This window comes from Enterobacter sp. CC120223-11, assembly GCF_900215375.1.
Taxonomy (GTDB): Bacteria; Pseudomonadota; Gammaproteobacteria; order Enterobacterales; family Enterobacteriaceae; genus Scandinavium.
Genome location: NZ_OBEF01000006.1, coordinates 112148 through 126639, shown reverse-complemented (window position 1 = coordinate 126639; position 14492 = coordinate 112148). Strand labels below are relative to the sequence as shown.

Annotated in this window: 13 protein-coding genes; 4 read left to right on the top strand and 9 right to left on the bottom strand. The window is 56.2% G+C overall.

Going from position 1 to position 14492, the window contains the following annotated elements:
• Positions 1 to 23: 23 nt before the first annotated feature.
• The 9 genes from CRO87_RS22710 to CRO87_RS09205 form a co-directional block, all read right to left on the bottom strand.
• Positions 24 to 2513: a hypothetical protein gene (locus CRO87_RS22710; RefSeq protein ID WP_217992668.1), complete on the bottom strand. Its 2490-nt coding sequence runs from the start codon at positions 2511 to 2513 to the stop codon at positions 24 to 26.
• A 375-nt stretch (positions 2514 to 2888) separates the two neighbouring features.
• Positions 2889 to 3275 (bottom strand): hypothetical protein, encoded by a 387-nt coding sequence (locus CRO87_RS09240; protein ID WP_097162635.1) that lies wholly within the window; start codon positions 3273 to 3275, stop codon positions 2889 to 2891.
• Between the two features lie 286 nt (positions 3276 to 3561).
• On the bottom strand, positions 3562 to 5658 hold the full coding sequence (locus CRO87_RS09235; RefSeq protein WP_097162634.1) for a flagellar biosynthesis protein FlhA: 2097 nt from the start codon (positions 5656 to 5658) through the stop codon (positions 3562 to 3564).
• The gene (gene flhB / locus CRO87_RS09230; protein WP_097162633.1) at positions 5645 to 6781 is read right to left on the bottom strand and encodes a flagellar biosynthesis protein FlhB; all 1137 of its coding nucleotides are present in this window, start codon (positions 6779 to 6781) and stop codon (positions 5645 to 5647) included. The genes CRO87_RS09235 and flhB overlap by 14 nt, the downstream gene beginning before the upstream one ends.
• A complete protein-coding gene (fliR, locus tag CRO87_RS09225) occupies positions 6781 to 7554 on the bottom strand; it encodes a flagellar biosynthetic protein FliR (protein WP_097162632.1) in 774 nt (257 codons plus the stop codon). Before fliR ends, flhB begins: the two co-directional genes overlap by 1 nt.
• Before the next feature lie 5 nt (positions 7555 to 7559).
• Entirely contained in the window at positions 7560 to 7832 is a 273-nt protein-coding gene (fliQ, locus tag CRO87_RS09220; protein WP_176504288.1) for a flagellar biosynthesis protein FliQ, read from the bottom strand.
• 2 nt (positions 7833 to 7834) lie between these two features.
• Complete coding sequence (fliP, locus tag CRO87_RS09215) at positions 7835 to 8590, bottom strand: flagellar type III secretion system pore protein FliP (protein ID WP_097162631.1); 756 nt, start codon at positions 8588 to 8590, stop codon at positions 7835 to 7837.
• Complete coding sequence (gene fliN / locus CRO87_RS09210) at positions 8587 to 8985, bottom strand: flagellar motor switch protein FliN (RefSeq protein WP_097162630.1); 399 nt, start codon at positions 8983 to 8985, stop codon at positions 8587 to 8589. The genes fliP and fliN overlap by 4 nt, the downstream gene beginning before the upstream one ends.
• On the bottom strand, positions 8978 to 9862 hold the full coding sequence (locus CRO87_RS09205) for a FliM/FliN family flagellar motor switch protein (protein WP_097162629.1): 885 nt from the start codon (positions 9860 to 9862) through the stop codon (positions 8978 to 8980). The genes fliN and CRO87_RS09205 overlap by 8 nt, the downstream gene beginning before the upstream one ends.
• 518 nt (positions 9863 to 10380) lie before the next feature.
• Here CRO87_RS09205 and CRO87_RS09200 point away from each other — a divergent pair.
• From CRO87_RS09200 to CRO87_RS09185, 4 genes are read left to right on the top strand one after another with little or no spacing between them, the layout of a single operon-like run.
• Complete coding sequence (locus CRO87_RS09200; RefSeq protein ID WP_097162628.1) at positions 10381 to 11415, top strand: sigma-54-dependent Fis family transcriptional regulator; 1035 nt, start codon at positions 10381 to 10383, stop codon at positions 11413 to 11415.
• Positions 11416 to 11435: 20 nt separating this feature from the next.
• Positions 11436 to 11795, top strand: coding sequence for a flagellar hook-basal body complex protein FliE (gene fliE / locus CRO87_RS09195; RefSeq protein WP_097162627.1), 360 nt, complete (start codon positions 11436 to 11438; stop codon positions 11793 to 11795).
• 10 nt (positions 11796 to 11805) lie between these two features.
• On the top strand, positions 11806 to 13491 hold the full coding sequence (fliF, locus tag CRO87_RS09190; protein WP_097162626.1) for a flagellar basal-body MS-ring/collar protein FliF: 1686 nt from the start codon (positions 11806 to 11808) through the stop codon (positions 13489 to 13491).
• Complete coding sequence (locus CRO87_RS09185; protein ID WP_097162625.1) at positions 13460 to 14491, top strand: flagellar motor switch protein FliG; 1032 nt, start codon at positions 13460 to 13462, stop codon at positions 14489 to 14491. The genes fliF and CRO87_RS09185 overlap by 32 nt, the downstream gene beginning before the upstream one ends.
• Position 14492: the final 1 nt, after the last annotated feature.

The window sequence follows — 14492 nt, the reverse complement described above, 5'->3', positions numbered from 1 at the left end:
AACTCTCACCGGGCATTCGCTATTTACTTACATTTATCGTGCATGTTGCTGGCCCCCACCGGGCGCCAGACTCCCCACAGACCATCTGCACCCGGGGCCGTTCCCTGTATCCACCAGCCATTGAGCCATTCTTTTCCTTGCCAGGAGACTTTCTCACAGGCGGCTGCATAGGTTTTCGTGCTGCTCCACTCTGGCGCGCCACCCGCTGGCTTAACCTTTTGTAAAACGTCAGTTTCCTGGCTACTGTGCGCCCCGTGCGTATCGGTCACCGTCAGCCTGAAGCGATAGCTGGTTTGATTTTTCACATCCGGCAGACTCACTGAGGCCGTCATGGTGCCTGGATTTTTAAGCGCCACCGTCGGGCCGGCAGTCTGCTGCCATTGATAGCTCAGCTCGTCTTTATCCGGGTCATAGCTCCCTGCTCCGGACAGGGTCACCGTTCCGGCACCGGTAAGCTCGGCAGGTGAAGCACTGGCTTTGGCGACCGGTGGAAGATTCCCCGGCGGGACGGGAATATCCTCTTCGCTCAGCGCTAATTTAAAATCATCAAAATGAACATCAGAAGTGACCCCCACTTTTTTCATCGCCTGAACCTGAAGCTCCAGCAGGGCGGCCTCCGCAGGCAGCGCAAGGGAAAGCTGATTGTTCAGCCAGCGTTTGTACTCTCCCTTCGTCTGAGTTTGAGCCGTTTTCAGTGTTTTTCCTTTTGCATCTTTGGCAATCAGCCTCACGGTTCCCGTATCCCCGTCACCCCAGCCATTGCTCATAAAGCTTAACGCAGCGGTGGTTTTTCCTTTGGAAACCGCGGCGCTATCCAGGGCAATGGTTTGACTCATCTGGTCATGGTCTGCGTGATTGGCGGCACTGTCGCTGCTGCGCGCGGTAAAGAAATAGTTTCCACTAAAGGGGGTAATACCATCCTGGCCCGAAACCACGCGAAACTGTCCGCTCTCAAGGCGCCAGCCGTCCAGGTTCCCGTTTTCTGCACCCGGGTTTTGCAGCGAGGTCGGCCACTCATCAGGCGGAATATCGCCACCTTCCGTAGTAAAGGCCTGCACCCGGATAACAATGTCCTTAATGGCCGTATTCTTTGAGGCCACCGCCAGATGCCATTTTCCTGCTGCCGGTGTCGCCACCCCCAGGAAGGTATTCCAGTGTTCACGGCTGGCATAGTCATAGTCATTCTGTGACGGCCAACCCCCTTCGCTGAGATAGAGGGAAAACTTGCTGGATTCTTCATGATTTGGGCCTGGCACCGCGCTGACAACTAAACGACGCGTGTTTTCAGGCACGTCCAGTTCTATGCGTTGCAGATAGCCATTCGATGAACTGAGCGATACCGCCTGCTGTTTGAGCAGATGAGCATCTTCATGTTCAAAGGGTACGACAGCAGGGCTGTAGGCGGATATTGCTTCCGCATTAGCACGCCATACTCGTGCCATATTGGCCTGACCCTGCTTGCCGATGGCTGAGCCGTAATTATCATGCAGGTCGGGGTTGGAGTAATACCCAATATCATTGCCGCACTGGATAGTTTTCGTTTTGCCGTTATCCCACCCATAGCCATCACCGTTGCCGTCAGGGCAATGAACGCCGCCAACATTGTGCCCTACCTCATGACGTAGGGCGGTGGAGGAGTAGAGGGCATTGACGGTATAGCGACCATTGACATATCCCCAACCAATCGCCGTGTCGCTACTGTTACCCTCAAAAAAACCGGCAATCAAATCTGGGCTGTATTGCTCGATCCCGGCGTGGAACAACGTTTTCAGGTCAGACAGCGTTCCCGTTGTAATAGCATGATCCTGTTCGATAATCTGGGTGCCAACCAGCCTTACCCGCACTTTTTCAACCTTCGAGTTTTTTAGCGCCTGGTTAATGGTGGTCACCTGTGCAATCGCAAAAGCCTCATGATCGACAATCGTTTTTGCTGCCGCCTTTGAGAATCCAGCCAGAATATCAATGACCACATTGCCCTGAGCATCCTTGTCAGCCTGGTAGGTGCTGGCACCTTCACGAGTGAGCTGCTGCTGTGCCAAATCCTTCAGGGTTGGCACCAGGTAATCCGTCTCCTGAAAAGGCGGTTTGCCAAAGGTCACCCGCGTCTGCTCGCCTGCGGCATCCCCGTAAATCAGCTGGTGCAGATCGGGATACAGTGCCAGGAAACGGTTATCGCTTCGCATGACAATGATGAGGTCATCGCGATCGCTTGAGGATCGGGTCAGTGAAGGCATCTGGCCTGTATAAACCACGGCATCCCTGTAATGTTCCGCCTGTTGTAGGTTGGTCGAAAGGCCTCCCGAGCGCACAGAGAGTGTTTGCACATTTCGTGCATTGCCTGCCATTGCTGGCAGCGTGATGAAGCTCCCCGTTTCAACGACGTGTTTACTTTGGCCAGAGACATTGGAGAGGGAAGGTAATGCGTTTGATACATCCTTGTCAGCGGCGTGTGCGACCTGAAAGGACGCGGCAACAGCAAGGGCAAGCAGGGTAATTCTGTTACACCTTTTCATAATCCATTCCTGAGTATAACTAACTGTAAATATTTCCTTTTATTCCTGTCAAAGTAGGGAAGTTAAGACCGAAGAGAAATAAGAACAGGGATGATGAGCGTTCAGAATCTGGATGTATTGAATAGAGGGTTCTGCATAAAACACAGTCAAGGTGCGGGGGAGTATCACGCTGCGCCATTGAGGGGAAAACAGGCGCTCATCGGCTCATAATTTCTGTATCGGTGGGTGTCGCCATTAGCGTGAGACGGTATAACTTTCCGTGTGGCAGGTGCGGAATGCCTTGAGGGCCACAGCCGTCGGCAAACCGCATCGCAGAAAAGACTCTGGATTACCTCAACGCGGGCTTAATGCGGCACAGCCGTCAAAATTTATCCCTCACTTCTTATGGCATTGTGTGGCCAATAAACTCGGGAATATTTTTTTCGCCATCCGTTTATCAACCGTAATTCGTACACTCTCCGTGTCTAATTCAGTACGGATAGTTGCGGTATTGATTTTTATGCCATTGATGTAAGTGTCCAGGCTTTGATTCATATGACTGCGTGAAACCTGCGCCAGGCGAGTCCGGGCCTCTGGTTGTAGCGTTACGTTCAGGGTGACGTAATCCGGATTAAGGCCGTCTTCACCTTCGATCCCTATCGTCAGCTCTTTAAAATCACAGGATGAGTTGAAATGAATTTCAGTGCCTTGCTGGGCGGCCATACTCTGAAACGTCAGTAGCAGCGCACCCACTAGTATAAAGATACGTTTAAATAACAACATGATAAGTTCCTTGCGTGTCAAATTAAGCCTTATTTTCCATCCCGCCGCAGTTCGCCATTCGTCTCACGCTGGCTCATCCTCAACGAGGCTGCCCTGACGGAAAGCCATGGCTGTGAAGGGTATCATCGATATTGGCGTTGGCAAGGTGCTGGATGCCGTCAAAGCGGTGGCGCTTCGCTGACCCGACCTGAGAGTTTATGAGATTAGTTATTTTGTAGGCCGGGTAAGGCGAAGCCACCACCCGGCACTGCCCGGCAAACATCGCGCCGCCAGGCAAAGTCTCTTCCTAAGCCAGAGTCCCCACCACGTTCAAATCCGCGTCGTCCGGCACTTCATTGTACGAAAGCACGTGTAATCCACGGGCAAACAACCGCCCATAGCGGGAGATCACCGGGCGCAGTTGCGGGGCCACCAGCAGCAGCGGCGGCAGGTTTTTCGCCTTCATCTGCTCGTAAATCATCGGCATGGTCTGCTGTAGCTGAGTCAGAATATTGGGGTCCACCGGGAAGCTGTCCAGCGCCACTTTGCCTGCCTGCTGCGACTGGTTCAGCGCGCCCAGCAGCATGTTCTCCAGCCCGTTATCCATCGTATAAACCGACAGCTGCCTCCGGTCACCGTTGATGTTGTGCATGATTGCTCGGCGCAGCGCGTAGCGCACGTCTGAGGTCAGCAGCATGGGATCTTTGGTGACGGTCGCGCTCTCCAGCAGCGTGGAGGCAATGGTCACGATGTCCTTCAGCGATACCTGCTCCAACAGCAGCTGGCGGTAAATCTTCAGCAGCTGACTGAAGTTCAGGGCCGCGCCCAGGTCTTCGGCAAGTTTCGGCGACTGCTGCGCCAAACGTGCGTGCAGGTGTGTGATGTCGTCATAGTTAAACAGCTCCGGCAGGTTCTCGCGCGCCACTTTATTGACGTGCGTCGCCACCACGCTCGCGCAGTCCACCACCTGATAGCCGAGGTTCAGCGCTTTCGCTTTCTGATCCGGGTCAATCCACACGATCGCCATGCCGTAGGCCGGATCGGTATCCAGAATGCCGTCGATCTCGCCGTACAGCTCCGTGCCCGGGATCGCCATCAGCTTGTCGGCCTGCACTTCGCCCAGTGAGGCGCGAATACCGTTGATATGGATGGCGTACTGCGCAGGCTTCAGGCGGAAGTTTTCACGAATGCGAATCTCCGGCAGCAGCACGCCGCAGTGTTCCGATATCACCTGCCGCACCCCGCGCACGCGCTGGGAAAGCGGGCTGCCTTTGGCCTCATCCACCAGGCCTACCAGCTTGTAGCCGAGGTTCAGGCCAATCGGCTCCACCAGCGGAATGTTGTCCCAGGAGATGGTCGGCGTGCTGTCCACCGCCAGCACTTCCTGCAGCGTCTCCATGTCCGTCTCTTCCTGCGGCGGCTGCACCACCTTGCTCTGTCGCCAGGCGGCAAACAGCAGCAGGCCGGTAAAGCTCAGGAAGGCGATGTGCGGCATCCCCGGCACCACGGCAAGAATAAACATCACAAAGGCGGCGGTGTAGAGCACCTTCGGTTTCGACAGCAGCTGGGTTTTAATCTCATCGCTGACGTCGTTGCCTTCGCTGACGCGGGTGACGATGATCGCGGCGGCGGTTGCCAGCAGCAGGGAAGGGATCTGCGCGACCAGGCCATCACCGATGGTCAGCAGAACGTACTGGCGGAACGCATGGCTGGCGTCGAGATCGTATTTGAAAATACCGATACAGATCCCGCCGATGACGTTGATGATAAGCACCATGATCCCGGCAACGGCGTCGCCGCGCACGAACTTCGAGGCCCCGTCCATTGCGCCGTAGAAGTCGGCCTCTTTACCCACTTCCATACGCCGTGTGCGGGCCTGGTTCTGGTTGATAAGCCCGGCGTTGAGGTCGGCGTCAATCGCCATCTGCTTGCCCGGCAGGGCATCAAGCGTAAAGCGGGCGGAAACTTCAGAAATACGCTCGGCACCCTTGGTGACCACCACAAAATTGATGATCATCAGGATGATAAACACCACGAAGCCGACGACGAAATCACCGCCGATCACCACCTGGCCAAACGCTTCGATTACCTTACCGGCAGCCCCTTCGCCCTCGTGACCATGCAGCAACACCACGCGGGTGGAGGCGACGTTCAGCGTCAGGCGCATCAGGGTGGTGATAAGCAGCAGCGTCGGGAAGATGGCAAAGTCCAGCGGACGCTGCATGTTCACCGCCACCAGCAGCACGATCACCGCCAGCACAATGTTGAAGGTGAAAAGAATATCCAGCATCAGCGGCGACAACGGCAGGATAACCATCGCCAGTACGCACAAAAGCAGGATCGGCACGCCGATTTGCCCCTTGCGCAGCACGCCGAGTGCGTTGTGCAATTTACTGTTCGCCATGGGCGTTTAATACCTCTTGCGGAATGTTGATGTGCCTGTTCAGGCGGGGTTTTTGTTCGAGGGCACCTTTGCGCCACGATTTAAGCTGCATCACGTAGGTCAGCACGTGCGCAATGGAGCGAAACAGCGTCGCCGGGATCTGCTGATTGACGCGGGTGGTGTAATACACGGCGCGAGCCAGCGGCGGAAACTCCACCACTTCAACTTTGTGTTTCTGCGCCACTTCCCTGATATACAGCGCCACGTCGTCCACGCCTTTCGCCACGATGTAGGGCGCTTCGGCACGGTTCGGGTCGTATTTCAGGGCCACCGCGTAGTGGGTCGGGTTGGTGATGATCACGTCCGCTTCTGGCACTGTGCGGGTGATTTGCCCCATCGCCATCATCCGCTGGAGCTGGCGAATACGGCCCTTAATCTGCGGGTTGCCGTCGTTGTTCTTGTGCTCTTCCTTCACTTCCTGCTTGGTCATGCGCATTTTTTTGGTGAACATGAATTTGCTGAGCGGTACGTCAAGCAGGGCAAAAATTACGATAACGGCGACGAAATAGCCGACAACGTGACGGAAAATAGCAAAACCCTGGTTAATGGCCTGGCCGAGGTAGAGTCGCTGCAAATGCAGCAGCCCGCCCATCGCGTCGTGCACCATCACCCACAAAACGGCGAGGATGATCCCGCACTTGAGCAGCATCTTGCCGACGTCGACGTAGTGGCTGGAGGAGAACATGCGCTTCACCCCCGCAATCGGGCTCAGCTTTTTAAAGTCGGGCTTGAGCTTCGTCGGGGTAAAAATCCAGCCGCCGGGCACCAGGCTTGCAACGATACAGGCCAGCGGGATCGGGATAAGCGTGGCCGCCACGCGCAAAATCACCCATGCGTTGAGCAGCAAAAAGCGGTTCAGCACGGTCGGGTCGTCGAGCTGGCCTGCCATCACGCCAGCGGCGGTAAAGGCCTCGCCGATAAGCTGACGGTAGTAAGGCAGAAAGCCGCCAATGGTGAAGAACGACGCGACCAGTCCCACCGCCATGGTGAGATCTTTCGAGCGGGGAATATCGCCTTTTTCGCGGGCCTTACGCAGTTTGCCCGCGGTAGGTTTTTCGCTTTTATCGCCGCTGCTCGCCGACATCAGTGCACCCTCACGGCGTCAAACTTCGCCAGGATCTCGTTGGTAAGATTGAGATAGTGGTCGGGAATATTGGTCATCAGCATCGAAATGCAGAGCAGGCCAAACAGCATGCTGATAGGAAAGCCGAGCGAGAACAGGTTCAGCGTCGGCGACACGCGGTTCAGCAGGCCAAAGCCGCCCTGCACAATCAGCATCACGAAGGTCGTTGGCAGGGCGATAAGCGTGGCTGATGCCATAATCCAGCCGAGGCTCTGCGCCACCAGCATCAGCGTCGGCTGGTTCAGCGCCTGGCCGATGGGCCAGTAAGTGAAGCCCTTAAACAGAATGGTCACCAGCAGCAGATGCCCGTCCATGATGAAAAACAGCAGCGCGCAGAAGACGTAGATAATCTGTGCGATAACGGTCGTCGAGCTGCCGTTCACCGGGTCGTTCATCATCGCCATGCCGAGGCCCATGTTCATCGACAGAATATGCCCGGCGGTCTGCAACGCCACGAACACAGTCTGTAGCGCCATGCCAAACAGAAAGCCCCACAGCAGCTGTTCGCCGATCAGCAAAATCGAGCGCATCGAGAGCAGGCCTTCCAGCACCTGCAGGTTTGGCAGCATCGGCGTGATAATCACAGAAAGCGCCAGCGCGGTGGCGATTTTGATGCGGCGGGAGAAGGCGCGGTTGTCCAGCACCGGCGCGAACTGCAAAAAGGCCAGAATGCGAAAGAAGGGCAAAATCAAGGCCATCAGCGGCGTCAGCAGCGCCTGAATATCCAGTCCCATCGTGATTAACCGACCAGCGCCGCCGCCTGGTGGAAGATCTGCACCGTGAAGTCCACCAGCTGGGTCAGCATCCACTTCCCGGCGAAAATCAGCACGCCGAGCGTCACCACCAGACGTGGCAGGAAGCTCAGGGTCTGTTCGTTAATCTGCGTGGTGGCCTGGAAAATACTCACGCACAGGCCAACAATCAGGCTCGGCACGATAGCAACGGCGGAGATCAGCAGCACCAGGTGAATGCCGGTGGCCATGATGTCCCCGGCGGTGTCCATGTTCATCATCGCTAAAGCCCCTGCACGCTGGAGGTGAGCGTGCCGACAATCAGCGTCCAGCCGTCGCACAGCACGAACAGCATCAGCTTGAACGGCAGCGAGACGATAAGCGGGGAGAGCATCATCATCCCCATCGCCATCAGCACGCTGGCGACAATCAGGTCGATAACGAGGAACGGAATGTAGATCATAAAGCCAATCTGGAAGGCGGTTTTCAGCTCGCTCAGCAGATAGGCAGGCGTGACGACCGTCAGGTCCTGCTCGCGCGCGTCACCTTCCACGCCAGCGATGTTCATCATCTGCTCCATCGCTTTATTGTTGGTCTGCGCCAGCATGTATTTTTTCAGCGGCGTTTCGGCCTTTGCCAGCGCCTGCTTGAGGGTGATCTCATCGTTCTGGAACGGCACCACCGCGTCGCTGTAAATCGTCGTCCACACCGGGCGCATCACCAGCAGCGTCAGCGCCAGAGCAATGCCGGTCAGGATTTTGTTCGGGGGGCTCTGCTGCAGGCCCAGCGCCTGGCGCAGGATCGCCAGTACGATGATAAAGCGGGTGAAGCAGGTCATCATCAGCACCATGATCGGCAGCAGGCCGAGCAGGGTCATCAGGATCAGGATTTCAATTTTGACGTTGTAATCCTGCCCGCTGGCGGTGGCAGCGGTACTGAACAGCGTCACGTCGCCGTTGGCCGCCAGCAGTGAGGGCGAGAACGTCAGGCCGAGTAGCGCCAGGATCGGCAGTACGCGCCGGGAGAGCAGGCGTATCATCTTGTGAGCTCGCCCAGGTCTTTGGCGTTGAACTCGATAATGCGCAGGCCGTACTTGTCGTTAAGCACCACCACTTCCGCCTTGCCAAACAGAATGCCGTTCACCTTGATGTCCAGCGGTTCACCGGCCATTTTGTCGAGTTCGACCACGGAATCGCTGTTCACCGACATCAGGTCAGCAAGGGAGATCTCGACGGAGGCCACTTCCAGCGTCAGGGTGACGGGAATGCGGCTAAACAGTGCCATTTTGCGCAGGTCGGTCATGCCAGTGTTGCGGGTATCCGGCTGTAAATCCATACGGATATTGCCTTCCACCGTCTCTTCCTGGGGCATATCGCCGAGGTTTAAATCGTCCAGATCGAAGTTCTGGTCCAGTTCGTATTGCACATCACTCATAGGTCTTCTCGGAAGTTTTATCGTGGGTATCGCACAGGAACAATCTGCCGCGATCTTCAGCGATAGCGGCGTCAAAAATCTGTTCTTTGCCGATAAAAACGGGTAAAGGGTCGTTGATGGTCACCGGGATAATATCGCCGGGCTTGATGTCGGTAAGCTGGGCCACCGTCAGATTCAGGCTCACCAGACGTCCGTTCAGCTTAAGTGGCAGATTGTCGAACAGGCGTTCAATCTGCGTCGGGCTCAGGGAGGTACTTTTGCCTGTACCGTCTTTGCCATTGTCCGGGGCGCGCAACGTCGCCAGCATCTGATCAACATGATGGTGATCGAGCAGGATGGTAAAGGTGCCGAAGTCATACCCTTCAAGGGTGAAGGTCACGCACCATGACCACTGGCTAATCACCGCGGCGTAATCATTTTTGATCTCCAGGTCTTCGCCAAAGGTCTCTTTATTGATGATAAGCCCGGTCAGCTCCTGGCCGAGTTTATTCTTTAAGCGCTCTTCCGTTTTGGTGATCGGCAGTTCGTCATTGGGCTCAACGTGATTGCTGTCTTTGCTCAGGCCGTAATAATCATGAAGAATATTGAGCAGTAAAATTCGGTCGATGACAAATGCCATATTGCCGTAGCGGGTGGAGAAGATCAGCGGGTTTTTATAATGCTGATCGATGGCAAAGGTCATTGATTTCAGTGCAGCATTGACCCGCAGTTTTTTCAGAAAATAAATGCTCAGGCGCGCGTCAAGAATGTCAAAGCTGTTGTTCATTAGCTTTGGCAGTCGATGCCAGGGGCGGCCAAGTTGGCTGGTCTCGAGTTTAACGAGTTCCGGCAACGTGTCGCGCTGATGGATTCTGATTCGCTGTGGAGCAGGATTCATGATTATTCCGGGTTACCAAATAGTGCCAATTACAGAGTCACGTTGACTCACCGCCCAATGAAAATTGGGGGCGAGGAAATTTTTTCTGGATGCATTTGAGTTTTCGGGTTTTTCGTCGCTTTGGTTTAAAGCGCACGGTTACATTATCAGGAGAAGAACTCATCTAACGCTGTCAGGTTGAGGATTAGACATTTTCCCTTCATATATTGCAAGGTTATATGAGTTATTAATTCATTATTTGTCAGCATTTTAGTTGATTAATAACTACTGTAACATATTGTATTTTATGGATTAATGCATTAATACCCATTAAAAACAAGACAATTCTTATGGCTTGCGTATACTTCACTCATGGTTACGGGAAGGTCCTATTTTTTTCTTATTTAATATAAATAGAAAATACAGAGGGCGTGCCTGTTAATCACCTTATATATAGTCCTGTGACCGTATTGTTGCAATTATGTTGCCCGTGAAAGCGCCCTCGCTTTTATTGATGTCCTTTTTGTTGGTATCCCACTATGAGCATTATTATTGATCGTGAAGTCGGTAACGATAACGGATTCGTCGCCGTCGCGCCTGCCAGCGTAAATATTTTGTCATTAGCGCGGCGGGTCGCCAGATATAATGTCGCGGTGTTGATTACCGGTGAAACAGGAACGGGCAAGGAGTGTGTCGCAAAATACATTCATGAGAATGCCTGTGGTAACGATGCCCCTTATGTCGGGGTGAACTGTGCAGCCATTCCGGAAAGTATGCTGGAAGCCATTTTATTCGGCTATGAAAAAGGCGCCTTTACGGGGGCGGTAGCAAGTGTTGCCGGTAAATTTGAGCAGGCAAACGGCGGCACTTTATTACTCGATGAAATCGGGGATATGCCGCTGGCCTTACAGGCCAAATTATTGCGCGTCTTGCAGGAGCAGGAAGTCGAGCGCCTCGGCAGCCATAAACGTATTCCTCTGGATATTCGCTTAATCGCCTCCACCAATAAAGATTTGCAGGTTGAGATTGCCGAAGGGCGTTTTCGCCAGGACTTGTTTTACCGCATCTCCGTAGTGCCGATCCACATCACGCCGCTGCGCGAACGCCGTCAGGACATTCTGCCGCTGACTCAGCGCTTCATCGCCAAATACCGGGCTTTCCACAAGGGTAACGTTCAGCTCAGCGACGACGCTCGCCGCGCGCTGCTCTCCTGGGAGTGGCCGGGTAACGTGCGTGAGCTGGAAAACGTCATTCAGCGCGGGATGATCCTCTGCAACGGCGAGGAGATCAGCGCCGCCGATTTCGGTCTGAGCGAATGCGTCACCGAACCCGCCGGTCAGCCGTCGGGCATCATGCCGGCCTATCGCGAACAGGAAAGCGTCGCAAGCCAGGCCATTCAGGACGTGAAGCTCCACGGGCGCTTGGCGCAGTACCAGTACATCATCGATTTGCTCAAACGCCACAAGGGCAACAAATCAAAAACGGCAGCGTTTCTTGGCATAACGCCGCGAGCGCTGCGCTATCGTCTCGCCTCCATGCGTGATGAAGGCATCGATCTCGAATGTTTTTCCTGACGCCGGGAAAGGAATACTCCATGGATAAAATCAGCGCCACAAGCGCCCAGACGACCCAGCAGGCGCTGCTCGCCAGAATGCAGCAGACTGCCGCTGCGGCCTCGTTCGACGCAGGCCAGGCCATCGCCCCGGCGAACGCGGCCTTTGCCGCACCGTCACCCGTCTCTTTTTCACAGGTGCTCAACAACACCATCGATAACGTGGACGCCATACAGCACAGCGCAGGAGCGCGCCAGAAAGCCATTGATATGGGTCAGAGCGACGACTTGGCCGGTGCAATGATCGAAAGTCAGAAAGCCAGCGTGGCCTTTTCGGCCATGATGCAGGTGCGTAACAAGCTTACCTCTGCGCTGGACGAAGTGATGAACATCCCGCTCTAAGGTCTCCGTCGTGCTAAATAACATCAAACAACGCCTTCCTGTCCTCGCGCTGCCTGCTGGTCTGCGCAAAACACCACTGCTTGCCGCTATCGGTGGCGTGGTGCTGGCGGTGGCGATCGTGCTTTCCCTGTGGAACCACAACCAGGGTTACGTTGCGCTGTACGGTGCCCAGGAGCAGATCCCGGTTGCCCAGGTGGTGGATGTGCTGGGGGCGGAAAATATCCCCTACCGCATCGACCCGAACAATGGCCAGATTCTGGTGACCGACAGCAATCTCTCCCGGGCCCGCATGGCGCTGGCGGCGAAAGGCATCACTGCCGTCACGCCGGACGGCTACGAGCTGATGGACAAAGAAGAGATGCTCGGCAGCAGTCAGTTCATCCAGAACGTGCGCTACAAGCGCAGCCTGGAAGGGGAGCTGGCGAAAAGCATTATGGCGCTGGACCCGGTCGAAAACGCCCGCGTTCATCTGGGATTAAGCGAAACCAGCTCCTTTGTGATGACCAACAAGCCCAACAGCAGCGCCTCGGTCATGGTGCAGCTGCGCTATGGCCGCAAGCTCGATGAGCAGCAGGTGGCCTCCATTGTGCAGCTGGTTGCTGGCAGCGTGCCGGGCATGACCGCTAACAGCGTGCGCGTGGTCGATCAGGCCGGGAATTTACTCTCTGACGAACTGGTCGGGGCGGACGGCAGCTTTGCCGGGAAACGCGCGGGCAGCGAAGTCGTCCAGCGCATTCGCGAAGAAACCCGCAAGAACATCGCAGACCTGCTGATGCCGCTGGTGGGCGCGGGCAACTTCCGCATCAGCGTGGCCCCGAGCGTCGATCTCAGCAGCGTGGAAGAAACGCAGGAGCGCCTCGGCAAAGATCCGCGCGTCAGCGATGAGCAGCTCAGCCAGGAAAACACCACCAACGAAATGGCCTTCGGTATTCCGGGCTCGCTCAGCAACCGTCCGGTCAACCAGCCTCCGGCCCCGGCGAATAACGCCAATGCAGCGGCGGCGCAGACGAATCAGGCCGCCGCCACGACCAGCGACCCGCGTTCGCTGTCGAACCGCAGCAGCGAGCAGCGCAAATATGCCTTCGATCGCGACATCCGCCATATCCGCCATCCGGGCTACAAGCTCGAGAAGATGAGCGTGGCGGTGGCGCTGAACCAGCAGGCCCCGATGCTGGCAAAAATCACCCCGGAACAGCTGGCCTCCATCACCCGACTGGTGGAGAGCGCGGCGGGCATTGAAAAAGATCGCGGCGACGCGCTGACCCTCGACGTGCTGGCCTTTACTGCCCCGCAGACCAACGAAATGCCTGATCTGCTGTGGTGGCAGGACCCGGCGATGCAGTACTGGGGGCAGACCGGCGGCATTGGCCTGCTGGCGCTGTTGACCCTGCTGTTTGGCGTGCGTCCGCTGGTGCAGCGCATTGGCGGCCGTCGTGAGCGAGTCATTGAAAGCGATGGCGAAAGGGCTGAGCCCGTTCTGCTGGATAAAGAGCTGGAAGCGGAACACGCGCTGGAAGCAAGCCTGGCGAAAGCCGCCCTCACCAACGACGACAACTTACCGCCGCTGACTTCCGGTCTGGAAACCAAGGTGGAATATCTCCAGGTGCTCGCGCAGAACGAAACCGAGCGCGTGGCCGAAGTGCTGAAACAATGGATCAACAGTAATGAGCGAAGCAATAGCAAGCCGGAGCAGTAAACCTGCGAGTTCGGGCACCAGCCGCCTTGAGCAGGCGGCTATCCTGCTGCTGAGCGTTGGCGAAGAAGCCGCCGCCAGCGTTATGCAGAAACTGAGCCGTGAAGAGGTGCTCCTGCTGAGCGAAACCATGGCGCGCCTGCATGGTGTGAAGGTGAATCAGGCCCGTCAGGCAATGAACAACTTCTTTTCGGACTACCGGGAGCAGAGCGGCATCAACGGCGCGTCACGCAGCTGGCTGCGTAATATTCTGGAGAAAGCGCTGGGCGGCGAAATTGCCCGCAGCGTGATCAACGGCATCTACGGCGATGAAATCCGCTACCGCATGGCGCGCCTGCAATGGGTGGATATCCCGCAGCTGGCGGCGCTGATCGAGCAGGAGCATTTGCAGCTCCAGGCGGTGTTCCTCGCCTTCCTGCCGCCGGACGTGGCCGCCAATGTGCTGAGCGTGCTGCCGCAGGAGCGCCAGGATGAAATCATCTACCGTGTCGCCCGTCTTGACGACATCAACCGCGATGTCATTGATGAACTCGACCGACTCATTGACCGCGGCGTGGCGGTGCTCTCCGAGCACGGCTCAAAGGTTGTGGGCATCAAACATGCTGCCAACATCGTCAACCGTATTCCGAGCAACCAGCAGCAGCTGCTGGATCAGCTGCGCGACCGCGATGAGCGCGTCGTGGAGGAGCTGAAAGATGAGATGTACGAGTTCTTTATCCTCAGCCGCCAGACGCCGCAGACCCTGCAACGCCTGATGGAAGAAATTCCTATCGAAGAGTGGGCGATTGCGCTCAAGGGCACCGAGCCAGTGCTGCGTCAGGCCATCTTTAACGTCATGCCGAAGCGGCAGGTGACGCTGCTGCAAAGCACTACGGCGCGCCTTGGGCCGCTGCCGGTCAGCCGCATTGAGCAGGTGCGCAAAGAGATCATGCAGACCGTCCGTCAGCTGGCGGAAGAGGGCGAGGTCCAGGTGCAGCTGTTCGCTGAGCAGACGGTGGAATAAC